The organism is candidate division KSB1 bacterium, assembly GCA_034506255.1.
Taxonomy (GTDB): domain Bacteria; phylum Zhuqueibacterota; class Zhuqueibacteria; order Zhuqueibacterales; family Zhuqueibacteraceae; genus Coneutiohabitans; species Coneutiohabitans thermophilus.
This window is the reverse complement of sequence record JAPDPX010000008.1, coordinates 293,345-317,129: the sequence shown is the minus strand read 5'-3', so window position 1 is coordinate 317,129 and position 23,785 is coordinate 293,345. Positions and strand designations below refer to the sequence as shown.

19 protein-coding genes and 1 tRNA gene are annotated in these 23,785 nt (G+C 58.7%); 1 reads left to right on the top strand and 19 read right to left on the bottom strand.

The features are described 5' to 3' along the window. Nucleotides 1-286 precede the first annotated feature (286 nt). The 9 genes from ONB52_17735 to ONB52_17695 form a co-directional block, all read right to left on the bottom strand. Nucleotides 287-1,648 (bottom strand): sigma-54 dependent transcriptional regulator, encoded by a 1,362-nt coding sequence (locus tag ONB52_17735; GenBank protein MDZ7417976.1) that lies wholly within the window; start codon nt 1,646-1,648, stop codon nt 287-289. A 137-nt stretch (nt 1,649-1,785) separates the two neighbouring features. Further along, complete coding sequence (locus ONB52_17730; GenBank protein ID MDZ7417975.1) at nt 1,786-2,952, bottom strand: alanine--glyoxylate aminotransferase family protein; 1,167 nt, start codon at nt 2,950-2,952, stop codon at nt 1,786-1,788. An 83-nt stretch (nt 2,953-3,035) separates the two neighbouring features. Then, on the bottom strand, nt 3,036-3,653 hold the full coding sequence (gene yihA / locus ONB52_17725) for a ribosome biogenesis GTP-binding protein YihA/YsxC (protein ID MDZ7417974.1): 618 nt from the start codon (nt 3,651-3,653) through the stop codon (nt 3,036-3,038). A 132-nt stretch (nt 3,654-3,785) separates the two neighbouring features. Further along, on the bottom strand, nt 3,786-6,230 hold the full coding sequence (gene lon / locus ONB52_17720; protein MDZ7417973.1) for an endopeptidase La: 2,445 nt from the start codon (nt 6,228-6,230) through the stop codon (nt 3,786-3,788). Between the two features lie 32 nt (nt 6,231-6,262). Beyond that, a complete protein-coding gene (gene clpX / locus ONB52_17715) occupies nt 6,263-7,510 on the bottom strand; it encodes an ATP-dependent Clp protease ATP-binding subunit ClpX (protein MDZ7417972.1) in 1,248 nt (415 codons plus the stop codon). Between the two features lie 6 nt (nt 7,511-7,516). Beyond that, entirely contained in the window at nt 7,517-8,116 is a 600-nt protein-coding gene (clpP, locus tag ONB52_17710; GenBank protein ID MDZ7417971.1) for an ATP-dependent Clp endopeptidase proteolytic subunit ClpP, read from the bottom strand. 32 nt (nt 8,117-8,148) lie between these two features. Next, nucleotides 8,149-9,450: a trigger factor gene (tig, locus tag ONB52_17705; protein ID MDZ7417970.1), complete on the bottom strand. Its 1,302-nt coding sequence runs from the start codon at nt 9,448-9,450 to the stop codon at nt 8,149-8,151. 72 nt (nt 9,451-9,522) lie between these two features. Continuing rightward, nucleotides 9,523-9,604 (bottom strand) — tRNA-Leu (locus ONB52_17700). A gap of 302 nt (nt 9,605-9,906) precedes the next feature. Continuing rightward, entirely contained in the window at nt 9,907-10,533 is a 627-nt protein-coding gene (locus ONB52_17695) for a hypothetical protein (protein MDZ7417969.1), read from the bottom strand. Between the two features lie 647 nt (nt 10,534-11,180). On the opposite strand from ONB52_17695, the gene ONB52_17690 reads away from it, so the two are divergent. After that, entirely contained in the window at nt 11,181-12,554 is a 1,374-nt protein-coding gene (locus ONB52_17690) for a C2 family cysteine protease (GenBank protein MDZ7417968.1), read from the top strand. 97 nt (nt 12,555-12,651) lie between these two features. Here the strand turns inward: ONB52_17690 and ONB52_17685 are convergent, their stop codons facing one another. The 10 genes from ONB52_17685 to ONB52_17640 form a co-directional block, all read right to left on the bottom strand. Next, entirely contained in the window at nt 12,652-13,092 is a 441-nt protein-coding gene (locus tag ONB52_17685; GenBank protein ID MDZ7417967.1) for a roadblock/LC7 domain-containing protein, read from the bottom strand. A 119-nt stretch (nt 13,093-13,211) separates the two neighbouring features. Beyond that, entirely contained in the window at nt 13,212-13,796 is a 585-nt protein-coding gene (locus ONB52_17680) for an ADP-ribosylation factor-like protein (protein MDZ7417966.1), read from the bottom strand. Between the two features lie 32 nt (nt 13,797-13,828). Continuing rightward, nucleotides 13,829-14,335, bottom strand: a complete 507-nt coding sequence (locus tag ONB52_17675; protein MDZ7417965.1) for a roadblock/LC7 domain-containing protein — start codon at nt 14,333-14,335, stop codon at nt 13,829-13,831. Nucleotides 14,336-14,407: 72 nt separating this feature from the next. Further along, nucleotides 14,408-14,959, bottom strand: coding sequence for a hypothetical protein (locus ONB52_17670; GenBank protein MDZ7417964.1), 552 nt, complete (start codon nt 14,957-14,959; stop codon nt 14,408-14,410). Nucleotides 14,960-14,997: 38 nt separating this feature from the next. Further along, nucleotides 14,998-15,702: a T9SS type A sorting domain-containing protein gene (locus ONB52_17665; protein ID MDZ7417963.1), complete on the bottom strand. Its 705-nt coding sequence runs from the start codon at nt 15,700-15,702 to the stop codon at nt 14,998-15,000. Then, nucleotides 15,609-17,750, bottom strand: a complete 2,142-nt coding sequence (locus ONB52_17660) for a right-handed parallel beta-helix repeat-containing protein (protein ID MDZ7417962.1) — start codon at nt 17,748-17,750, stop codon at nt 15,609-15,611. Before ONB52_17660 ends, ONB52_17665 begins: the two co-directional genes overlap by 94 nt. 225 nt (nt 17,751-17,975) lie before the next feature. Then, nucleotides 17,976-19,187 (bottom strand): hypothetical protein, encoded by a 1,212-nt coding sequence (locus tag ONB52_17655; protein ID MDZ7417961.1) that lies wholly within the window; start codon nt 19,185-19,187, stop codon nt 17,976-17,978. A gap of 22 nt (nt 19,188-19,209) precedes the next feature. Continuing rightward, nucleotides 19,210-19,938 carry a metallophosphoesterase family protein gene (locus tag ONB52_17650; protein ID MDZ7417960.1) on the bottom strand — a complete coding sequence of 243 codons (729 nt, stop codon included), beginning with the start codon at nt 19,936-19,938 and terminating at the stop codon, nt 19,210-19,212. A 139-nt stretch (nt 19,939-20,077) separates the two neighbouring features. Next, nucleotides 20,078-22,597 (bottom strand): primosomal protein N', encoded by a 2,520-nt coding sequence (gene priA, locus ONB52_17645; GenBank protein ID MDZ7417959.1) that lies wholly within the window; start codon nt 22,595-22,597, stop codon nt 20,078-20,080. A 183-nt stretch (nt 22,598-22,780) separates the two neighbouring features. Continuing rightward, nucleotides 22,781-23,608, bottom strand: coding sequence for a prolipoprotein diacylglyceryl transferase (locus tag ONB52_17640; GenBank protein ID MDZ7417958.1), 828 nt, complete (start codon nt 23,606-23,608; stop codon nt 22,781-22,783). Nucleotides 23,609-23,785: the final 177 nt, after the last annotated feature.

The window sequence follows — 23,785 nt, the reverse complement described above, 5'->3', positions numbered from 1 at the left end:
TCCGCTGCGCTGAGCACGGTTCCACAATCTTTGCGCCAAGGGAAGCTAGATGGCTTTGTCCTGCGGCAAATGCGCCGCTGCCGGCCACCCGGGCACGCCCCATTCCTTTTCGCTGGTCGCGTATGTTTCCTCGTCCAACAGCGACGGCGATCGGAACGCTGGCGACAACTAATCAATTTTTCCCAAAGAAGCAAGGCGGGAAATGGCGGCGGGCGCGGGACGGAAAAAACAAAACGCGGCGACAGGGGAAATTCCACCGCCACGGCGTTGGGGGAGCGGCGGGTGGTTACAGCTTGTACTTGTGAATCTTGTAGCGCATCGTGCGCAGGCTGATGCCCAGGCGCTTGGCCGCTTCGGATTTGTTGCCCCCCGCGCGACGGATGGCATCCTCCAGCACCAGTTTTTCCGCAGCCTCCATCTTCTCGCGGTAGGTTTGCCCGCTGGCGATGAAGGAATTGGCGCCGGCATAGGGCCGGGCACGCATGCTGACGGTGAAAGGCAGATGCTCCGGCAGAATGGTGTCGCCCTCGCCCAGCACAATGCTGTTCTCAATGGCATTCTCCAGCTCGCGCACGTTGCCGGGCCAGTGATAGTTCAGACACATCTGCAACGCCTCCTCCGACATGCCGGTGACCGACTTGTGATTGGCGGCGCTGTACTGCTTGATGAAATGGTCGATCAAAAGCGGCACGTCTTCCAGGCGTTCGCGCAGCGGCGGCAGGAAGATCGGGATGACATTCAGGCGGTAATACAAATCTTCGCGGAACTGGCTGTTCAGGATCGCCTGTTCGAGATCGCGGTTGGTGGCGGTGATGACGCGCACATCGACGCGAATCGATTCGGTGCTGCCCAGGCGGCTGATCTCTTTTTCCTGCAGCAGGCGCAGCAGCTTGGTCTGCACACTGGCGGAGATGTCGCCGATTTCATCGAGAAAAATGGTACCGCCATGCGCCAGCTCCACGCGGCCAAGTTTGCGCGCCGTGGCGCCGGTGAACGCGCCTTTTTCATAGCCGAAGAGCTCGCTCTCCAGCAGGGTTTCCGGGAAGGCGCTGCAACTGATCTCCACCAGCGGCCCGGCCGCGCGCGGGCTGTTGTAGTGAATCGCGCGCGCCACCAGTTCCTTGCCCGTGCCGCTCTCCCCGCGAATCAACACGGTGGCCTGGCTGCGGGCGACTTTGGCGATGGTGCGAAAAACCTGCTGCATCGCCGGGCTTTTGCCGATGATGCCCTCGTAGCGGTACTGCTGCTGCAGACGGTCGCGCAGCTCCTCGTTTTCCCGGCGCAGGCGCTGCTCCTCCTCGGCTTTTTTGATGATGACGAACAGCTCGTCGAGATTGAGCGGCTTGGTCAAATATTCGTACACGCCCCGCTTCATCGCCTCCACCGCGTCCTTCACCGAACTGAACGCCGTCATCACGATGGTCTTCATCTCGGGATGCAATGCCCGGCTGTTCTCGAACAATTGCATGCCGTCGATTTCCGCCATTTTCAGATCGGTCAGCAAAATGTCGAACTTCTCCCGCTCCAGGCAGCGCATGGCCTTGCGCCCGCTTTCCACGCCGGTGACCTCGTGACCCTCCTGCGTGAGAATTTGCACCAAACCCGAGAGCGTGTTGCGATCGTCTTCCGCGATGAGAATCCGCGCCATGATTCAACCCGATCTGCTTTGCTGCTAGGAAGTCGCCGTCTGAAATCACGAACTTTTGAGAAAATGCTTCTGCAAGGGTTTGTCCGTTGCAGGAGATTCCCCGGGGCACAACACCCCGCGTTTCGCAAAACCCCGGCTCAACCGGGATTGCAATCTTTTCGGGCGGAATTCATTTGATTGTAGGCGTGCTGCATCGTCGCCAGTCCGGCACCCCAGTCGAACCGCCAGCCGGCCTCGGCCAGCGCCATTTCCAGGGCAGCCATCAGGCCGATCTGGTCGAGGTGATCATAATCGCCCATGTGGGAGACGCGAAAGATTTTGCCCTTCAGCTGGCCCTGGCCACCAGCCACCGTCACGCCATAGCCCTCGCGCAACCGGCTCACCAGCGTCTTGCCCTCCACACCGGCGGGGACCGTCACCGCCGTCAAGGCATTCGACGGAACTGTGGGGAAGAGGGCGAGCCCCAAGGCCTGCACCCCGGCACGGAAAGCCGTGGCCAGGCGCGCATAGTGCTTCCAATAAAACTCCAGAGAATTGGTCTGAATGCGGCGCAACGACTCGGCCAGGCTGACGATCGCCGTGATGGCGGGCGTCCAGGAAGTGCCCTGCTCCTGCGCGGCCTGGCGTGCCGTGGTGAAATCGAAATAAAAGCGCGGCAGCGTGCTGCGGCTGTGCTTTTGCCAGGCCCGCTCGCTGAGCGCGACAAAAGCCAGGCCGGGCGGTGCCATCGCGCCTTTTTGCGAGCCGGAAACGCAGGCGTCAATCTGCCATTCATCAAAGTAAAACGGCAGCACGCCCACCGCGGTGACGCCATCGACAATGATCAGGGCGCCGGAGTGCCGGCGCACGATTGCCGCCACGCGCTGGACGTCGGTCAAGCTGCCGGTGGAGGTCTCGCTGTGTGTGCAAAAAACGCCGCACAAGTGCGGTGTCGTCTTGACGAGATTTTCAAGGGCGGTGTAATCCACCGGCTGCCCCCACGGCACTTCCATCACCATGACCTGCAAGCCAAAGGCGCGACCCAGCTCCGCCCAGCGCTCGCCAAATTTGCCCCCCGCCAGCACCAGCACCGTTTCCCCCGCGCTGAACAGGTTGCTCACACAGGCCTCCATGCCGCCGGTGCCGGAGGCGGTCAGCAAAAGCACCTGCTGTTTGGTTTGAAAGAAATATTGCAAGCCCGCCTGGACTTCTTGAAAGAGTTTTTTGAACTCCGGGCCGCGATGGTAGGGAAACCGGGCGGCGGCAGCCAGGCGGACGGCCTCGGGAATTTCCGTCGGGCCGGGGGTGAAAAGTCGGGAGCGCATGGGCGAATTCAAGGGCTAGCAGTTGATGAGTCGTTTGTGGTTCCGCTGTTGGGTCGGTCAGAAGCGGGGGCTGTGCGATACCCTTACCCCGGCGTCCTGCCGGGTAATGTCTGCGCGAGGGCCTGCCACAATTCCTTGCGGCCGAAATGCGTCACTGCGGAATAGAGCAGCACTTGTTGCACCGCCATGGGCGCGAGGGCGGCTGCCAGCTCCCGCTGCTGCACGGTGCGCTGGTTATTCGAAAGTTTGTCGGCTTTGGTCGCCGCGACAATCACCGGCACCTGCAGTGCCGCCAGCCATTGCAGCAACTCCTGGTCGCTGGCGAGCGCGCCATGCCGGCAGTCCAGGAGAGCAACGGCGGCGCACAGCGTGCGCGTCTGCTTGAAATAGCCCTCGATCAAGCGGCGCCAGCTCTCGCGCTCGGCGTGCGAGACTTTGGCGTAGCCATAGCCGGGCAGATCGACGAAATAAAATGGCTTTGCTTTGGTTCCCGCGGGCAGGAGACGATAGAAATTGAGCTGGCGCGTTTTGCCGGGCGTGCTGCTGGTGTGCGCGAGATTCCGGCGGCCCACGAGTGAGTTGATCAGGCTCGATTTTCCCACGTTGGAACGGCCGCAGAAGGCGATCTGGGGCAAATCATCTCGGGGAAATTGCGCCGGCTGAGCAGCGCTGATGACGAACTCCGCGGCAGCGATTTTCATGGCAACCGTTTGCGCCACAGGGAAACCGGCCTGCCGCCGGCAAACCTTCTGCCCACGCAGCCTGGCGCCGGCGACTCCGGGCCAGGGTGAGCCCGGCAGCAGGCGATGCCAACCATGCCGGGTTGCGGGATTTCAATGGATCACGACGGCCGGCGCAGGCACGGCTTTACGGCGCTTCCTGACTCTGGCAGAGGCCCGGCCGGCCTCTTTGGCGCCGGCAGGAGTGCCCGGCTCTTTTTCACACAAGACGATCTTGAGCACCTCCGCCACGTGCTTGACGGTGGTGACTGTGATGCCCTTGCGCAGCGGCGCGGGCAGCTCTTTCAAATCCTTGGCATTTTCCTGCGGGATGATGACACGCTTGATGCCGAGCCGCTGGGCGGCGAGCATCTTCTCATTCAATCCCCCAATCCCCAGCACGCCACCCCGCAAAGTGATCTCGCCGGTGAGTGCGATGTCCCGGCGCACCGGCCGGCCGGTGAGCGCCGAAACCAGCGCCGCCACCAGCGTAATCCCGGCCGACGGCCCGTCTTTGGGAATCGAGCCTTCGGGAATATGAATGTGAATATCGAATTCCTTCCAAAAATCGCCCGCGATGTCGAGCTGGGCGGCGTTGGTGCGGATGAAGGACAGCGCGGCGCGCGCGCTTTCCTTCATGATGTCGCCGAGCTTGCCGGTCAACACCAAATTGCCCTTGCCGGGCATCAGGCTCACTTCGATATCGAGCACGTCGCCGCCGTAGCGCGTCCACGCCAGGCCGGTGGCGGTGCCGATGGCGCGCGGCTCGGTGAGCGGGCGCTGCGGATATTTGGGCACCCCGAGATCCGCTTCGAGGTTGCGCGGCGTGATTTCGCGGCGTGTGGTCTCGCCTGTGGTGGTGAGGGCGTAGGCGGTCTTGCGGCAAATCGAAGCCAGCTCGCGCTCGAGGTTGCGCACACCGGCCTCGCGGGTGTATTCGCGGATGATCTTGAGAATGGCGGTATCGGAAAAGCGGAGCTGTTCGGCCGTCAGACCGTGTTCGCGCAGCAGCCGGGGCAGCAGAAACCCCTTCGCAATTTCCAGCTTGTCATGCTCGAGATAGCCCGGCAGGTCGATCAATTCCATGCGGTCAAGCAGCGGTTCGGGAATCTGACTGCGCACGTTGGCGGTGGTGATGAACAGCACCTGGCTGAGATCGTAGTCGACTTCGAGATAATGATCGTTGAACGTCCGGTTCTGCTCGGGATCGAGCACTTCCAGCAGTGCGGCGGCGGGATCGCCGTGAAAGTCGGAACTCATCTTGTCGATCTCATCGAGCAGGAAAACCGGGTTGACCGCTTTGGCGCGCTTCATGCTTTGAATGATGCGGCCCGGCATCGAGCCGATGTAGGTGCGGCGATGGCCACGGATTTCGGCCTCATCGCGCACGCCGCCGAGCGAGACGCGCACGAAGTTCCGCCCCATGGCGCGGGCGATGGATTTGGCCAGGGAAGTCTTGCCCACCCCCGGCGGCCCGACCAGGCAGAGAATCGGGCCTTTCATCTGGTGCACCAGCTTCAACACGGCGAGATGTTCGAGAATCCGCTTCTTGGGAAGCTCCAGCCCGTGATGGTCTTCATCGAGAATCTTGCGGGCCTGCGGAATGTCAAGGCGGTCTTCGGTGCGCGTGTTCCACGGCAGCGCCACCAGCCAGTCGATGTAGTTGCGGATGACGGTGGCTTCGGGCGAGAGCGGGGCGGTATGGCGCAAACGTTCAAGCTCTTCCCCGGCCTTTTCCTCCGCTTCGCTGGGCATGCCGCATTTCTTCACCTTCTCGCGCAGCGCGGCGATGTCATTGTCGCTCTCGACCTCCTCACCCAGCTCCTCCTGTATGGCGCGCATCTGCTCCTGCAGCCAGTAGTTGCGCTGGCTGCGCTGCATGCGGCCGCGCACCTTGTCTTCCAGATCGCGTTCGGCCGTGAGAATTTCCTTTTCATGTTCGAGCAGCTCCGCAAGTTGCAGCAGCGCATCATAGGCGGTGGGCATTTCCAGGATCTGCTGCTTGACACGGGATTCCCGCTGCAGGTGGGCGGCGACAAAATCGGCGAGATGCTGGGCGCCGTCGATGTCTTCCAGGCCCAGCAACACTTCCTCGGGAAGCGCACGGTGCAGATGAACGTAATCACGAAACAGATTGCTGACGCGGCGCATGGCGGCGCGCAACGCGACGCTGTCCTCCCCGGCATCTTCCAGCGGCTCGACGCGGGCTTCGAGATGATCCTCCGTTTGCAGAAAGCGGGTGATGCGCGCCTTGGTCAGCCCCTCGACCAGGACTTTCACCAGGCCGTTGGGCAGCCGCAGCAACTGCAGGATGCGTCCCACCACGCCGGTGCGGTACAAGTCCTCCTTGCCGGGCTCTTCCAGCGTCATGTCCTTTTGCGCCGTCACCAGCAGCAGCTTGTGCAACAGCATGGCCTCCTGCACGGCACGCAGCGAGGACTCGCGGCCGATCAGCAGGGGAAACAGCATGTGCGGAAAAAAGACGACTTCCTTCAGCGGCAGAACAGGCAGGCGATGAAAAGCTTCCACCGGGATACTATCACGCGGATCTTTTGGCATGGGCAATTGGGATTCCCCCGTTTGGGGGCGCGTCACGCGCTCTTTTTCATCTTCTCATAAGTGTAAAGCGGAGGCTTGCCCTCAACAATACACTCCCTGGTAATCGTGCAGGTTTTCACTTCCGGCATGCTGGGGATTTTGTACATCACCTCCAGCATGATTTCTTCCATGACGGACCGCAGGCCGCGCGCACCGGTGCCGCGTTTGATCGCCCGCTGCACGATGGCGCGCAAGGCCTCGTCCTCGAAATTGAGTTCCACCCCGTCCATGTGCAGCAGACGGCGGTATTGCTTGGTGAGCGCGTTCCTGGGCCTGACCAGAATCTCCATCAATGCGGCTTCATTGAGCTCGCTGAGTGCGGCGATCACCGGCAGCCGGCCGATCAACTCGGGAATCAGGCCGAACTTCAGCAAATCCTCCGGCTCGACTTTCATAAACAGCTCGCCGATGGATTTTTCCGACTGGCTTTTGGGATCGGAGCCGAAGCCGATCTCCTTTTTGCCGATGCGGCGCGCGATGATTTTGTCGAGATTCTCGAACGCCCCGCCGCAAATGAAAAGGATGTTGCGGGTGTTGATGTTGATGAGATTTTGTTCGGGATGCTTGCGCCCGCCCTTGGGTGGCACCGCCGCCACGGTGCCCTCCAGCAGCTTCAGCAGCGCCTGCTGCACCCCCTCGCCCGACACGTCACGGGTGATGCTCGGGTTGCCGTCTTTGCGCGAGATTTTGTCGATTTCGTCGATGTAGACGATGCCTTTTTCGGCGCGCTCGAGATCGTAATCGGCGGCCTGCAGCAGCCGCACCAGAATGTTCTCCACATCCTCGCCGACGTAACCGGCTTCGGTGAGGGTGGTGGCATCCGCGATGGTGAAGGGCACCTGCAGGAAGCGCGCGAGCGTCTGTGCCAGCAGGGTCTTGCCGGTGCCGGTCGGCCCGACCAGCAGAATATTGCTCTTTTCCAGCTCCACGTCCTCCAGGTTGGCCGGGGTTTCGATGCGCTTGTAGTGGTTGTAAACCGCCACCGCCAGCGACATCTTGGCGCGATCCTGTCCGATCACGTAATCATCCAGCTCGCGCTTGATCTCCTCGGGCGTGGGAATGCGGCCGTAGAACGGCACGGCACGGCGCTGCATGTCATCGCGGATGATCTCACTGGCGTTGCGCACGCATTCGTTGCAGATGTACACGTCGGGGCCGGTGACGATGCAATCCACCTGATTCGAATTTTTGCCGCAAAAGGAGCAAATGAACAGCCGGTCGCGTTTGCCAAAGTCCGCCATGGTTGCCTACTTTCTCTTGCTGATGCCCTTGCGGGTCATGATCTCATCGATGATGCCATATTGTGCGGCCTCCTCGGCAGACATGAAGAAATCACGGTCGGAATCTTTCTCGATGCGGGTGAGCTCCTGGCCGGTGTGCTCGGCGAGAATTTTGTTGATGCGCTCCCGCGTCTTGAGGATTTCGGTGGCCTGAATGGCAATATCCGCCGCCTGGCCCTGGAAGCCGCCCCAGGGCTGGTGAATCATGATGCGGGCATGCGGCAGGGCGAAGCGTTTGCCCTTGGTGCCGGCCGCCAGCAGCACGGCACCCATGCTGGCCGCCATTCCCATGCAGATGGTGTTGACCGCCGGTTTGATGTATTGCATGGTGTCGTAAATCGCCAGCCCGGCGGACACACTGCCGCCCGGGCTGTTGATGTAAATGAAAATATCCTTCTCCGGATCCTCGGCCTCCAAAAAGAGCAATTGCGCGATCGTCAGACTCGCGATGGTATCATCGATGGCGGTGCCGAGAAAAACGATGCGCTCCTTCAGCAAACGGGAGAAAATATCATAAGCGCGTTCGCCACGCCCCGTTTGTTCGACCACCATTGGAACCAGACCCATAACTCCGTCCTTTCGTCGAATGATCTCTCGGGTTAAGCGGTAATGATCCTGGACTTGTTGCGATCTTTGTAGGGCACGCGCCGTTGCTCTATCTTCATCCTGCCCGCCAGGAAGGTGAGCACTTTGTAATTTTCGAGTTGGTCGCGCAAATCCTCGCGCTGCTTCTCATCATTGAGCGTTTTGTTGATCAGGCGCTGCGGGTCTTCATTGCGTGCCGCGGCCACGGCGGCGAGGTGTGCGCGCATGTCGTCTTCGGTGACGAGCAGATGCTCGATCTCCGCCACTTGCTCGCGCAGATAGCGCCATTTGAGATAACGCGTCGTGCGCTTGTGCGCCTCCTCCCGCAAATCCTCCTCCCGGAGGCCTTGCACGTTCTTGAGGGTCTCCTGGAGACTTTCGAAATAGGCATTGGTATAGGCAGCCAGCATGCCTTCCGGCAATTCCAACGGGTTGTGCTTGAGCATCTCTTCGATGAGCGCGTCGTGCAATTCCTCCCGGCTGCGCCGCTCCGCCTGGGCGCGCAGGTCCTCCGCGATGGCCTGCCGCAAATCGGCGAGCGTCTCATAATTGCCCACCGTGCGCGCCAGCTCATCATCCAGCTCCGGCAGTTTCACTTCCGCCACTTCCCTGACGGTGACCTGGTAGTACTTTTCCTGCGGCGTGCCGTCGGCACCCGTCACCGTGGTCCGCACCAGGCGCGTTTCCTCCGGCTTGACGCCGATCAATTGCGGCGTGAAATCGTCCTCGTCCTCACCGGGCGCGGCGATGCGCAGGCGCTGGTCCTTGTAATGCCGCCCGATCAACGGCACGCCACCGACGTCGGTTACCTGAATGTCGGCCGTCACCAAATGGCCGGGCTGGGCCCCGCTCTCCACGCTTTCCAGCCAACTGTGCTGCTCCCGCAGCCGGGCGAGCACCTCCTCCACATCCTCATCCGTGACTTCGTAAATCACCTGATCGAGCCGGAAGCCACTGTATGTCTTCAACTCGGCCACCGGTTCCACTTCAACGGTGGCGCGCAGCTTCAAACCGCTGTTCTCATCATATTTCACCTCGTCGAGCTGCGCCGGCCCGACGGTGCGCAAGTGATGTTGCGTGCGCACATCGGCGAGCAAATGCGGCACCAGCTCTTCTATGGTTTTGCGCTTGGCTTCATCACGAAACAACTTTTCGACGAGAGGCATCGGCACTTTGCCGGGGCGAAAACCGTCGAGCCGGACCTGTTTTTGAAAGGCACGCAGCGTTTTTTCAACATGCGGTTTGAATTCGGTGGAGGTGAGACTGATTTCCAGATGGCGCTTCCACTTGTCGCCGTTTGAGATTTGAACATCCAAGGCCGGCTCCTCACATCACTGTGGCTATAGTTAAAAATGCCCCGCGATCACCTTGATCGTGGGGTCTGCAAGTGCCAGAGAAGGGACTCGAACCCATACGCCTTGCGGCACCAGATCCTAAATCTGGCGTGTCTACCAATTTCACCACTCTGGCGCTTTCTCAAAGCGGCGAAAATATAGGCATTCACCCGCCGAAATGCAAGATTAGAGTTCGGCCGCCCGCGCGGTGCACGGCGGTCGCGGGCATTCGTGCCGGGGTGTGCCCCGGCACGACAACGCTCCGCTGTCCGGCCGGAAAATGAAAATCCCCTCCTCCACGAAACAAGACCGGAGGAGGGGATCGCCTGCATAGTTTTCTTCGCGCAGACGGCTGATGAACTGCGCGCCGTCCACTGCCTGCTCATGCCGAGCCGGCGGTGTTGCCCGAAGAAGGATAAAGAGATGAGGAGGAGTCTGCTATTGTTCCAATTGTGCGAATCTCGCGAGATAATGGAAGTCGCCGTAGCGCAGGGTGATGGGACGTTGCGGATCAAACCAGGACGGCAGCAGCACCACACCCTGGTGCACTTCACCGTCCGTCACTTTGCCGCCGAACACACCGTTCTCTTCCAGCGGCAGGATCTCCGCGCTTTTCGGGCCGGAGGTGGGCGCCCATTGCCGGCCGTTTTGCTCGAAACGCAATTGCGCCGGATCAAAGCTCACGATGCGGTTGGGCAGCGTCGAGACGGAAAACACCAGCGGCGTCACTTTTTGCCCGATGATTTCCCGCACCGCTTTCGTCAGCTCCGCCCGGTAAGCCACCAGCATCGAAAGCTGAATGCGGTTGCTGTCATTGTCCCGCACGAAAAACGACGTCACTTTGTCCGCCCGCAATTTCCCCAGTGGCGCGCCTTCCGTTTGCGCGGCGGCGGGGGTTGCAGCGGTTGCCTGATTGGCGGCCGCGACTGCGCCCTGCGGCGCTTCACTCTGCACCGCGGCGGAAAGCACTGGCTCCTTCTGCTGTCCGTGTGCAGGAGTGTGCAGTTGTCCAAAGAGCAGTGCAGCGCCAATGAGCGCGAGCAGAAACGGCTTGATGTTGCTCATGGTAACCTCCTTGAGACAATGGCAACGTCCGGATTCTGGCTGACGAATGAATAAACAGGCACTCACGTCCGGCACAGAAAGCGAAGGGGTGAAGCTCTTTCGCCGGCACTCGCTCCGGCCGCCGCTGCTCTCTTTCTCTCCTGCGAGCAGGACGGCGGTTGGCGCGCGCACATGGCATGAGTGCAGTCAGTTGTTGTCTTTCGCCTGAGCAACCGACATGCCAGCCCCGGAGGCGCCTCCGTCGCAGCATTTTGCCTCGATTAATCAAAATCATAGCATTGCTGTTTGCTGCACTTGACATGTACGATTCCACGCACTGGCCTGTGTCAAATAGGACAACGTATCATGCCGAAACGCATGCCGGTGGAATAAAACAAGCCATCCCGCAACAAACAGATGCAGGCAAAGCTGCCAAAACCCTGCTTTCTATTCCTGCACAAAAAATTCCAAGACAAAACCCGGATGGATTGCATCTCTCAGATTGCAGGACAAATTTACCGGCAACCCTTCACTGACGTCTAGGAAGTGGTGCAAGCATCCCTGCCTGCAGACAAAATGTCTGCGCTGCGCCCCCCACACGGGGGCTGAGGCATTACATTTCTTGATCAATCCCGGAAGGTTCTCATCAAATCCCAGGAAGATTCCGCATGACTCGCAAAGAAGCAAAGGCAACCGGTGCGGGGATGGCGCAAAATGCAGCGGTCATCAATCCCTACGCGCTGGCCGAGTTGGTGGTTGGCCGCAAAATCCCGTGGCGGGAGATCCCCGACACGCAACGGTTGTTGGAGGATATCCTGCAAACCCCCTACGAGGAGTTGTTCGATCCCAAATTCGAGGGGCCGCTCTATACCGGCTTGCGTTTGGATGCCAATCTGCAACTCCAGCCGGTGCGTTCTCCCCTGCTGGATATCGAGGTACGAGTCGATCTCAACGATCTCGAACATCCCCTGGAGCCGGATTTGTCGGCCATCAAGACGCTCGCGGATCTGGGGCCGCACTTTGACACCAATGAGATTGGCAGGATAGCGGTGCAACGCGCCGAGCTGGTGGGGCAGCACCAGATCATGCTGCGGCTGCGGTTGCCTGACAAGGAACGGTGGCAGCGCCTGGCGCGTGTGCTCACCAAAGACATCGTGGCGACGATCGCCTTTGACCCTCAAAGCGTGGGACAGAGCAAGGATTGGACGCCGCCCAACGGCACCTGGGGCGACGCCGGCCGGTTTTTCAACGAAGCCGCGGAGTTTTTCGACCCGGTTCAGGGGGCAGTGGCCAATTGTTACTACATCGCCGCCCTGTCGGCGGTGGCGTGGGCCATGCCTTATCGCATCACGCATCTCACCCGCGCCGTGGGCACGACACAGGAGCGCTTCCTCAACATGATCCGCTTCTACAAGCCGGACAGCGGCGGTCAGCTCGACCGGGAGATCGAGGTCACGGACGCCGTCCCGCTGAGCAATGGCAATTTCATCTATTGCCGCTCGAGCGAGAGCGGGGAAATTTGGCCGGCCGTCTATGAAAAGGCCTATGCCAAGCTCAAAACCGGCATCACCGGCGACCATCCCGATATTACGGCCACGGCGTGGGGAGACTGCGTGTGGGCGACCGCCCAGCTCACCGGCGGCCGGCGCTTCTACTATGACACCCCGAGCTTCTCCGCCGACGATCTGTGGAACCTGGTGCGCGCCAATTCGCTGAGCTATCGCACCTTCAATCCGATGACGGCCTGGACGTACTCCAGTGGCGAGGCCAGCGAGAAAAAAATCATCTATAGCGATGCCAACATTGTGGCGTCACACTGTTACACCATCCTGGGATGGGCATATCGCAACGATCGCAAATATATCATTCTGCGCAATCCCTGGGGCTATACCGAAGCCACGGTGCAAACGTTGAATGACACGGTGTGGTTGTATGATATCAGTTGGTGGCGGCCGATCAATCTCACGGCCATCGACGGTACGTTTGCCCTCGAGGCCTCGGCCTTCAAAACCTATTTTGCCGGTCTGGGTGTGGTGAAGTAGCCGGGGCTGATCTCATAAAATGCAAAGCCCCGGCGGCAATGCCGGGGCTTTGTGTTCAATCTGCTTCCCTGATTGTGCCGGGAGGGTGACCCGGCGATCAGAAGGATTCCCCCAATATCAACTTCTCCAGCTCGTTGGTCTTCTGTTTATAGGGCTTCCCCGGTGGCACCACCACCGCCAGCACGACAGCCTGCTCAAACGCCCGGAAAAACCGAAACACGATGCGGCGATGGTTGTCCCCCTCGATCGCGACTTCGCGCAGCCGGGAAATCCCGCCAACCGTGGCAGCCATGCGGCTCACCTCCTGCAAAGTGATCGCCATTTCGGCAATGCGATCGGCGTTGGTCTCCGGCCCTGCGTGGCTGATCGCCTGTGCAATCGGCAGGCCTTCTTCACTGAACAGCAGCGCGGCTTCGTAATTACCCAGCGTCACAATGCTGGCCATCTTCTGTTCAATGGAAAACTGCGGCGCTTTCGCCGGCGCATTGGTAAATTCCGGGGCCTCGGTCATGGTGAGGGTGTCGGTATCGGGATACATGGCCTCTTTCCTTTCAGTTGCCGGTGGCAACGGTTTGACAGTGCTCTTCCTGAGTCGGGCGCGGCACGACTCGCATGCAACATGCCGGCTGGCCACAACCGCCGCCGGCAGCCGTGGCATCAGATCACTTTCTGGGTGTGACTGACGACCCCCTGAATCGCCAGCTTGAGCGTTTCCAGCACGCCCTGGCCGCGTGAGGCCACGGCTTCGATCGCCGGCACGCGGTGAAAGTTCAATTTGGCATTCATCTCGGCGAGCGGCAGGGCGCGGGGCAAATCGCGTTTGTTGTATTGCAACACCCAGGGAAAATCCTCGAGGGTCATGCCGTCTTCGATGAGGTTCTGTTCGAGGTCCATCAACGCATCGAGATTTTCCGTCATGCGGTCGGGTTGGGAATCGGCAACGAACACAATGCCATCGACACCGCGCAGAATGATTTTGCGGCTGTAGGCGTAGTACACCTGGCCGGGAATGGTGTAGAGGTTGAATTTGGGCTTCATGCCCTTGATACGGCCCACTTCGAGCTGCAGGAAGTCGAAATACAGCGTGCGCTCTTCCCGCGTCTTCAGAGTGATCAGCTCGCCGCGCAGGGAGGGATCGATCTTGTGGTAGATGTACTCGAGATTGGTGGTCTTGCCGCTCAGGCCGGGGCCGTAATAAACAATCTTGAGATTGATTTCTTGAAATGCCCAATTGACGAACATAACCTTCCTGTGTCTTGGCGCGCTGCGGTGCGTTAGAGATTGAAGGACTTGTCCAGTTCCTTGCCGAGCAACAACCCGAACTCGGCATCGAGCACTTCAGTGGTTTTCTTTTCCGCCTCCTGCGCCTGGGCGAGCGCCTGTTTCAACGCCTCGACGGCTTTGTTGGCGAAGATGCGCACCAGGCCGAGCGCCACCGTCTTTTCGAAGATGATGGCAAGCAGGAAGTTGAAGCCGACATTGCAGAGATAGATGTTGCGGCGCTCCCCCTCCTGAAAGATGAATTTGAAGCCCTCTTTTTCACCGATCACCCTGGCCATCTCGCGCATGGCGGAAAAGTCGCCGGCGGTGAGCGCGGCAAAGCCGCCCAAATCCACCGTGATGTTTTTGCCATGATGGGTGATGGGATTGCCGTTGAGATCGCAGAACAGTGCGAACTCGGCGCGCGTGCTGACGATCAAATCGCGCAGAATATCATTGACCTTGTTGAAGGTTGCCGTGGACAACATAAACGGCGTCGCAGTACGTTCCGCAAGCTGCATGCCCTGGTCCTTTAGTTGATCTTTGAATATCCTGGTTTGAACTTACGTGTTCAACTTTTTATAGAATCTGCTTCACTCCGCCAAAACCGTGTAGTGAATGGTGATTTTTGACGCGTGCTCGCGCGGGAAAGCCGCCTGATTTTCCCGCAGAGGCTTTTCACCTCTCGTGCGATGCGATACCAGCAACAGCCCGTGATTCGGCACAGCCTGGTGGAGCCACGCTCTCACGATTTGCGTGATATCGAATTCAACGCGATCAATCCCGGTGCGGTTCTGGCGTATTCGCGCGGTAACAGGATTGAGATTGTAGTTCAACCCCGCCAATGGCGCAGATTTGTTTTCTCCGGCAGCGAGTATTTCAAGCGCGCCGAAATCGGACTCTGCGGCTGTCTTCACCAGGACCTCCAGCTCCAAAACGGCGTAGTCAATGTTTATCTGCTCAAGGGGAACACCATCAAAGTCCGGCAGCTTGAATTCCGCGTGCAATTGAAACTCATCGTTGAGCAGGGGCTGGCGTGATATTTGAATCTCATCGACGACAACTTGCTGCGCTGTGGTTGTTTTTGTAAACGCAAGCAAGAAAAGAGCTATCGCGATATGCAACCAACGAAATGAAATCTCCATTGTCAAGTTTCCTTTTCGTGAAATCCCGATCGTTATGCTCACCGCAGCAACGGCAGTCGATGCGTTTGCACAAAACTTTCGTTGGATTCCAGATTGCGGCCGGCCAGGCGATAGAAGTAAATACCCGATCCCACTACTGCGCCCGCATCGTTGCGTGCGTCCCACGTCGCTTCCGGCCATCCCGGTTCATATGTTTGTTGCCTGATCAAGTGCCGGACGATCCTACCATTCATATCATAAATAGTCGATGAAACCACGGCGCGCGCCGGCAGCGCAAATCGTATGCGCGTCGAAGGATTGAAGGGGTTGGGATAATTCTGCTGCAAGGTAAAATTCGCCGGCAAAGGCTGGTCACCCCCCTCTTCAGAAACCACAGGTTTCCCGGTGTCGCCGCCCGGTCCGGCATTGGCATTGTGACTGGTTTGCGCCGAAGCCGCGTTCACCGGCCCGCTGAGATTCTGGCTGTTCCAATATTGCCCGGTTGCTGCCAGCGTGTCACTGTCCTGGTTCGAAATATCCAGGCCGCCGTTGTTGTAAAAGTTGTTCCACTTGGAGGCCATGAAGTTGTTGCCCGTTCCCAACCAGTTGATCAACACGCTTGCGCTGCTGTTAACGCTCACACTGCCGCTGTAGCCGAAATTGTTCCACTTTAAATTATTCGGCTGGCTTTGCTCGAAATAAACACCGGTGGTGTTGGCGTGAATATCGTTGTCATGAATGCTGGCGTTCGATCCGGTTTGCAGGCGAATGCCATAGCCGCAACCGTGAATGCTGTTGTTGCGGATGGTGGCGTTTGCGCCCAAGACCTGATGCCGGCATTGCTGCAATTCGAAATGTCGTTTCCATCAATTGTGACGCAAGCCTGCGAGCCGGTATCGCGCATGATGCCAATGGGCGCATTGCTGATGCTCGTATTCAAAGTGCTGGGATTGCAGGTTCCAGTGATATAAACCCCATGCGCCCCGCCGGCAGCATCACGAATCGTACAGTTCTGCACCGTGGTTCCGGCGCCGTTGAGATAAACGCCATGGCTGGCAAAATTCTCGATGGTGCAATGCTCCAGCACGATGCTGTCTTCATTATCCACCCACACGCCCTTCTGCGCATAACGAATCGTCGCCCAACTGATCGTGCCTTCGCTGTTGGCTTTGTAACGAATGCCGATCCAATTGCCCGAGCTGCCGCTGCGGTCAAAGGTGACCGGAGAAGCTTCCGTGCCGTTGACGTTGAAAACACCATAGATTTTCATCACTACGCCCGCGCCAGTGGCCGCGGTGATGTTCGCGCCGGCTTGCACGGTGATGCTGTTGCCCGAGGGCAGCTCGACCTCGCCGGCAAGAATAGCACCGGGCGTGCTCCACGTAATATTGCCGGTGAGTGTTCCGCTCAAGCCGGCGAGCTGGCTGACTTGCGCGGTTTGCGAGCTGTTGCCGGCAGAATTGTAGGCTTGCACTTTGTAGTAGTAAGTCACATTGGGTGAAACCGTGTAGTCGGTAAAGCTCTCCGTGGCTACGCTGTCAATGGCGCTGAAACCGCTGCCGCTGGTTTGGCTGCGAAAGATAATGACGCCCGCAGCTTCGGCGGTGGAGGAATCATTCTCCTGCCACATGAGCTGCACGAAGCCCGCGCTGTTGAGGCTGGCCGCGAGATTTTCAGGCGTGGGCGGTGGAAAGATGTTCGGCGTGGCGCTGACTTCGACAGAATAATTGCTCTCCTCGTCGGTGTTGCTGTTGTAGCCCTTGACGGCAAAATAGTAGGTTTGGCCGTTGCTCAAACCGGTGAGCGTAACGGTTTTGGTGACCGTCGAATCGACTGCAATTTCGATGGGAGAGGCGCCTTGGTCTGCGCCAGTGCCTTGATACGGCGGGCCGGTATCGGTGTCATAGTAGATGCGATAGCTGGTGGCGCCGGCGCCGCCGAAGGTCAATTCCACTTGCTCTTCGCCCTCGATTGCACCTTGAATGATTGGAGTGAGGGGGTGGTTGGCGACTTTTATGGCAAAGCAGGTATCGCGATAGTTGAACCGCACGTCTGCGGCCCAATAACAAAGATTATAAACGCCATCAGCAACGGTTTGCGAATCCCAGTAGCCGTTGGAAGTCAAGTTGTTGGTAAGGATATACCAATACCTACTGGAGTTCGAAAGCACCGTATCATAAACAAAGTGCAGGTGCTGATTTTCTACCCATGTTGTGTCAAAATAGATGCTGTTACCGGCCAGCTTGGTTGGCGTTGAGTCCCAAATTTCATACTCGACACCGAAAAGTCCGGTGTTCGAGCCCCCGGGGCCGGAGATGATGTCGTTCGCCTTCACAAGGAAATCCACCCTGCCGGTAACATTGTATATTCCGGCATCATCTTTTGGCATTTGGCCATCGCAACCATACTGCCCCTCTTTGTGGACGCGAAAATTTGTAATTTGGGGTCTTGTCGTGTCGGAAAAGCTGCATAGGGACTCGTTGTCGCGTAGCGGGTGGACTTCTTGGTTGTCGTCACCTTCATTAAAATGAAGATGATTCCTGAAATTTGTAATGCCGATTTCATCACCTGCGGCGCCTAAAATTGAGTTGACATTCAGCCCTGTGGCTATTGATTGCAAGTGATCATAGAAAAACATCCTGTAAGGGGCATCCAATTCCTGAACAAATACTGCTTTATCTGGATGCCCCTGATAGGTATTAACCGTGTCAATACTTAGTACCATCATGTTGTCACTGCAGGTGATTACCGAGGTTCCGGAATCAGCCTGGATGTCGATGCCATCGTGAAAATGTCCGGCGCGATATTCCATAAAAGTGGAATTTAACCGTTACTGCGTATTTCCGCCGGGAACAACCGGCCATTGATACGACTGCGAAGGGCAGATCTGCGCTTGAGAAACTGCGCACATCGTGAGCGTCATCATGCAAAAAGCCAGCAGAAAGAATGTTCTGAAAACCGGCTGCGAGTAGTGAATTTGAATCATGCGTTTTAGCCTTTTTCAAAAGAGAGTCGCTTTTATCATTTTCTCTTCACTTCACTCGCCCTCATTCAGAATTAGAAAACGCTGATGGCTGCGAATGAGTACTCGATCCGCAGTTGATCCATCGTCAATTCGCAACCGATCTCGTGAAAGCCCCAAATGTCCGAAATCAATTTTTCCCACCATGGCACCACTCATGTCCAATTTGATTACTTCAGAATCTTGTAAAATATAGATCGTTCCGGCGTTGGAGAAAACAGTGTAGTCAATGATGTGCTTGGGCCAGAGAATTTCAAATTGCTTTGCGCCGGTTTGAATATCAAACAATACCAATTGTTGATCCGGCCGCTCCTTCTGATAGTTGCCTTGTGCCAGGGCATATCTCTCATCAACCGAAAAGAACGGGGACAATAATGCGGCGTGGCTCCAACCATGAACAAACGGGGGCAAAAGGCCGACATGACTCCAATCATGAACAATAGAACCATTAAGCGTCGTTAAAATTGCGTTTCCGGAAGTTCGATTGGAAAGATCATGATACCCTAAAAATATCCACTTCGACTGCGGAGAAAATTCAACTTCAACAACATATTTTTGCTCCAGGCTCCTGTTCCACAGTTTTGCGCCTCTTGCATCAAAAAGATGCAACTGCGTGATCCTCATGCCATGATAGGCAAGGAAATACTGCCCATCGGGCGACCACTCTCCTTCGAGAGTGCGAGACATTCCGTCGGTAATAGCGTATTCGGCCAGCACTGCGCCGTGCTGGCTATGGAAAATGATACTTCCTTTGTGTCGCAGCAGGGTGCACACATTGCCTTGAGAAGAAATTCTATACCCCCGCTCGGGCACATCTTCGCTGCCCTCCTCGGGTGGCGTATCTTGCCATAACAATTCTCCCGTGTCTTTGTACACAATAAAACGATCGAGATTATAAAAACCAATGAACTTGCCATTCGCGGCCATCATGGCGTAGCGCCCGGTGCGTGTGATGACACGATGCTGGAGCGCGCCCTCACGCGTCATGAAATCGACGCTTTCTTCTCTGATAATGATCTTGGGCCGCAGCGCTTGTGATAAAGAGTCAGAATAAAAAACCGCATCAATGTATTCGCCTTCGATGGGAACATCGACTTTTCGAAACGCGAGTTGTTTACCGCTTTGGGCTGAGTCTTGTGCAGCAAGCTCGATTGCCAAGCTGCACCACAACAAAACACGAATGGCATTGGCTAAAAAAGATGAGGGTTGATCATATTTGTTCTCCAATATAAATCAGATCACGAACCGCTTATCTCCCCTCCGCCAGCCGATCCGCCAAAAAGCCCGGCAGGCCTGCGGCGCGAATCTTCTTCTGGGTTTCGCTCACGGGATAAAGCGCGCGGCGCAGACTGTACTCTCTCTTGCCGGTGTCCAAAATGCCAAAGGCGGCCGCCGGGTTGGAGTCGCGCGGCTGGCCGACGCTGCCGACATTGACCAGATAGCGGTGCTGCTCCTCGAACTTCAGCGGATAGGTCTGCAGCAGTTGCATCGCGCCAAAACGGTCACGGCTGACCACCAGCGGGGAATGCGAATGTCCGACAAAACAAGCGCGCTGATGGAACGCTTGAAAGCTCTGCTCGGCACCCTCCCAGGAAGTGATGTAGTTCCACTCATGCGGCTCGAAGGGCGAGGCATGGACCAGCAGGTAATCTTCGAATTCATGGGTGTAGGGCAGGCGCCGCAAAAACTGCTTGGCCTCGGCGCTGAGCTGCGCGCTGGTCCATTCGATGGCCTCACGCGCCACGTAGTTGAAGAAGCTCAGGTCGGTGTCGTCCAGGCTGGCTTCATCATGATTGCCCTTCAGGCAGACCGCGGCGTGCGCTTGCACCAGCTTGACGCACTCATCGGGGTTGGGGCCGTAGCCCACGATGTCGCCGAGACACAGGATGGCATCGACCTTTTCCTGCTCGAGCTCCGCCAGCACGGTTTCCAGCGCTTCGAGATTGCCGTGAATGTCAGAGATCAAGCCATAGCGCATGCGCGTTTATCCACCAATCGTTGAAAGCGGACCTGGCAGGCGGCGCCAAGCCGGAACGGGTTGAAACAAAGGCCGGCCTTGTTTTGGTTGAAAAGTGTCGCAATATAACATTCCGCTTCAGCCGATACAAGTCCAATCTTTACATCAACGCGACCGGGTCGATGTCAACCTGGACCCGCATCCGCCGGCGCACCTGGGCTTTGTAGAAAAAGGTGTATACCCGGCTCAAAGTTGCCCGCAGCAGGCGTGCCCCCGGGTCGTGCACGAGATCACTCTTGATCATCACCTGCCAGCGGAATTCATCCTGCATTCGCCGCAGTGGCGCCGGGGTCGGGCCATAAACCAGCATCGGGGTTTTGGAGTGCCGCAGCAGGCCGGCAAAATCCTCCGCCACGCCCCGCACGCGTGTTTCATCCTTGTGGCGAAACACCACCACCGCCAGCCGCGAGAAGGGCGGATATTTCAGCGCCTGGCGGTGTTGCATCTCGCCGGCATAGAATTGATGGAAATCATGCTGCTGCGCGCAGAGCAGGCAGAAATCCGTGGGCGAATAGGTTTGAATGATGACTTCGCCGGGCAGATTGCGCCGGCCGGCGCGACCGGCCACCTGGGTGAGCAACTGGAAGGTGCGTTCTCCGGCGCGAAAATCCGGTCGCAGCAGCGTGGTGTCGGCGGAGATCACCCCCACGAGCGTGACCTTGTGAAAGTCCAGCCCCTTGGCGATCATCTGGGTGCCCAGTAAAACATCATGGCGATGTTCGCCGAATTCATGCAGAATACGGTCGTGCGCCAGCTTGCCGCGCGTGGTGTCCAGATCCATGCGCACCACCCGCGCCTGGGGCAGCAGGGTTTTGAGCGCCGCCTCGACCTTCTGCGTGCCGATGCCTTTGAAGAGCAGATCCAGCCCGCCGCACTGCGGGCAGGTGTCGGGTGCGCGCTCATGAGCATTGCAGTAGTGACAGCGCAACATATGCCCCATTTTGTGGTAGGTCATGGCGATGTCGCAGGCGTCACAGCGCCGCACGAAGCCGCAATTCACACATTTGATCATGGGCGCGAAGCCGCGGCGGTTTTGCAGCAAGATCACCTGCTCGCCGCGCGCGATCTTTTCCGCGATTTTTTCAAAGAGTGGCCGCGAGAAGATGCCGTCGTGATCCGGCGCCGTCTTGCGGAAGCGCGTCATGTCGATCACCCGCACGGCCGGCAGCGGCACATTGTCGATGCGGCTGGGCAATTGCAGCAGATGATACTTGCCGGTGCGTGCGTTATAGTAGGATTCGAGCGCGGGGGTTGCGGAACCGAGCAGCACCACGGCACCGGCCATTTTGGCGCGCATCACGGCCACGTCGCGGGCATGATAGCGCGGCGCCGGGTCCACCTGCTTGTAACTGGTGTCATGCTCTTCATCCACCACCATCAGGCCGAGCCGCGGCACGGGCGCAAACACCGCCGAGCGCGCGCCCACCACCACCCTGGCTTCACCGCGCTGCACCCGGCGCCAGGCATCGTAACGTTCGCCCGTGCTCAAGCGGCTGTGCAACACCGCGATATTGGCCCCGAAATTCGCCTGAAAACGCGCCACCGCCTGCGGCGTCAGGGAAATTTCCGGCACCAAAACGATGGCGCCCAATCCGGCGGCCAGGGCATGCCGGATGGTCTCGATGTAGACTTGCGTCTTGCCGCTGCCGGTGATGCCGTGCAGCAGAAACACGCCAAACCGTTTTTGATCGAGTGCCGCAACCACCTGCTGCACCGCCGCACTTTGCTCGGCATTCAACGTCACCGGTGCGGCGGGCGCCGGCAGCACGGCATACGGGTTGCGGTCGATTTCCTTGCGCTGCAGCTGCACCAGCGACTTTTTCACCAGGGCCTGCAATGTGGCCGCCGCCAGCCCGGTGCGTTTCAGAAAAAAAGGCCGGGAGGCCTCGCCTTGTTTATGCAGCCAGCGCAATGCCTGCCACTGCTTTTCGCTCACCCGCCCTTTGCCTGAGGGCGGCGCCGGCGTGTCCCCGGCAACCGCGGCGGGCTCGCCTCCCTGCTCTTCCAGCAACCGGCGGCCGGCGGCCGTCAATTCCACATACGTGAGGCGCAACGGCGCTGCCGCCGGCCGGCCCACTTCCTGCGATAATTCCACCCAGCCCTGACGCGCCAGGCTGCGCAGACTGGCGCGCACGCCCTGGTATTTCAAATTGCGCGCGAGGTGCGCGACTTTGTATCCGGTTTTACCGAGCAGCGCCTGCACGATTTCCGCCTGGCGCGGCGCACGAACGGCCAACTCCGTCAACTCATCCGCGCTGGGTGTGCGGCGCAAACGAACAGTCTGCCTGCTCTCTTTCTCCAAGCCCGGCGGCAGCATGGTGCGCAACACCTCGCCCAGGCTGGCAAGATAATACTCCGCCACCCACTGCGCCAGTGCCAGCCGCGTTTCGTCAAACAGCGGCGTCTCATCCAGCACATCCAAGATGTCTCTGAGTTTTTCTTCGGGAAAGTCGGTGCCGGCCACGTGCTTCACGATGAAGCCGGTGGCCACGCGCCTGCCCAGCGGCACCAGCGCGCGGCAGCCGACTTGTGCCAGCGTCTGCAGGGATTCCGGGATCCGGTAGGTGTAGCCCCGCGACATCGGCAGCGGAAAATGAATTTCAGCGTAGGGAGATTGCATGCCAGAGGATCATCCGCCGTGTGAGCCTGCAAGGTTGGCCGGAAAGTAAGCAAGTGCGGATAGAATTACAAGGCGGGAGCGCAATCTCCGCCGGCGCACAGCCACGCGGCCGTGCAGCCGCCTGCGCAGGAAGCGCCCGGCAGGCAGCCATGCTGCGCGCAGCACCACGAGCTTGGGCGGGCGTCACGCCGGGGATTTAAACGCCGGCTGGCCGCGCCGCACCAGCAGCACCACCACGCCGGCAAGGATGAGCAGCAGGCTGATCAGTTGCGCATCGGAAAGCAGACCGAAATGATGCTTGGGTGTCATGCGCCAAAATTCGGTGAAGAAGCGGCCGCTGCCGATCAACACGAGATAAAGCGCGAAGTGCCTGCCGCTGGGCCAGGGGCGCCGCCGCAGCCGCCACAAAATGGCAAAGCTGACGAGCAGAATCAGGAGATCATACAGCATGGTGGGATGCACGGCAATATCAGCCGGAATGGGGGCGCCCGGGTGCATTTGCGCATAGAGATTTTGCAGCTCGGGATTGTTGCGCGTGGGCACCACGCCGTTGCTGAAACGCATGGCCCAGGGCAGATCCGAGGGCGGGCCGTAATCACCGTCGCCCGAAAGAAAGCAGCCCATGCGGCCAAAGGCCTGGCCGAGCGCCAGCACCGGCGCGAACAGGTCGGCAACCTGCAACACGGGCAGTTTGCGCCGCCAGCTCAGCGCCACCCCGGCAACCAGACCGCCAAGGAACCCGCCATACCACACCAGGCCGGCGCCAGAAAAAACATTGCCCCAGAAATCTTCCTTGAGAAGATAGGGATGTTCGATCAGAAAATAGAGTTTGGCGCCGATCATGCCGCCCAGAAAAGCCGCCAGCACCAGCAGGCCGGCGTCGTCTTTCGGCAATTTCACGCGCACAAATTCCTTCTCCAGCAAATAACCGCCAACCAGAAAACCCAGCGCCGCCATCACGCCAAAGCTGTGAATCGTGAGCGGACCAAGTTTGAAAAGCTCGGGAAACATAAAAACCTTGCTTGATGGTGCACAGTCAGTTCACTGCCCGTCTCATCCGGCAAGGAGCCCGGAAAAATTCAGGCGCCCTGCCGGCGATTTCATGTCTGTTCGAAAACGTGGCAATCCCGGCTGGCTCGAGCTTGCCGCAAGCCCGGGATTGGGAAAAGGCGGAGGCTTTTTCTGCAA

Bases quoted from the DNA above. Each gene is read 5' to 3' on its own strand.
- ONB52_17730 (MDZ7417975.1), bottom strand. From the start codon at position 2,952: ATGCGCTCCCGACTTTTCACCCCCGGCCCGACGGAAATTCCCGAGGCC.
- ONB52_17680 (MDZ7417966.1), bottom strand. From the start codon at position 13,796: ATGTTCGTCAATTGGGCATTTCAAGAAATCAATCTCAAGATTGTTTAT.
- clpX (MDZ7417972.1), bottom strand. From the start codon at position 7,510: ATGGCGGACTTTGGCAAACGCGACCGGCTGTTCATTTGCTCCTTTTGC.
- clpP (MDZ7417971.1), bottom strand. From the start codon at position 8,116: ATGGGTCTGGTTCCAATGGTGGTCGAACAAACGGGGCGTGGCGAACGC.
- ONB52_17685 (MDZ7417967.1), bottom strand. From the start codon at position 13,092: ATGTATCCCGATACCGACACCCTCACCATGACCGAGGCCCCGGAATTT.
- lon (MDZ7417973.1), bottom strand. From the start codon at position 6,230: ATGCCAAAAGATCCGCGTGATAGTATCCCGGTGGAAGCTTTTCATCGC.
- ONB52_17675 (MDZ7417965.1), bottom strand. From the start codon at position 14,335: ATGCAGCTTGCGGAACGTACTGCGACGCCGTTTATGTTGTCCACGGCA.
- ONB52_17660 (MDZ7417962.1), bottom strand. From the start codon at position 17,750: ATGGAATATCGCGCCGGACATTTTCACGATGGCATCGACATCCAGGCT.
- ONB52_17735 (MDZ7417976.1), bottom strand. From the start codon at position 1,648: ATGGCGCGGATTCTCATCGCGGAAGACGATCGCAACACGCTCTCGGGT.
- yihA (MDZ7417974.1), bottom strand. From the start codon at position 3,653: ATGAAAATCGCTGCCGCGGAGTTCGTCATCAGCGCTGCTCAGCCGGCG.
- priA (MDZ7417959.1), bottom strand. From the start codon at position 22,597: ATGCAATCTCCCTACGCTGAAATTCATTTTCCGCTGCCGATGTCGCGG.
- ONB52_17670 (MDZ7417964.1), bottom strand. From the start codon at position 14,959: ATGGAGATTTCATTTCGTTGGTTGCATATCGCGATAGCTCTTTTCTTG.
- ONB52_17690 (MDZ7417968.1), top strand. From the start codon at position 11,181: ATGACTCGCAAAGAAGCAAAGGCAACCGGTGCGGGGATGGCGCAAAAT.
- ONB52_17650 (MDZ7417960.1), bottom strand. From the start codon at position 19,938: ATGCGCTATGGCTTGATCTCTGACATTCACGGCAATCTCGAAGCGCTG.
- ONB52_17695 (MDZ7417969.1), bottom strand. From the start codon at position 10,533: ATGAGCAACATCAAGCCGTTTCTGCTCGCGCTCATTGGCGCTGCACTG.
- ONB52_17640 (MDZ7417958.1), bottom strand. From the start codon at position 23,608: ATGTTTCCCGAGCTTTTCAAACTTGGTCCGCTCACGATTCACAGCTTT.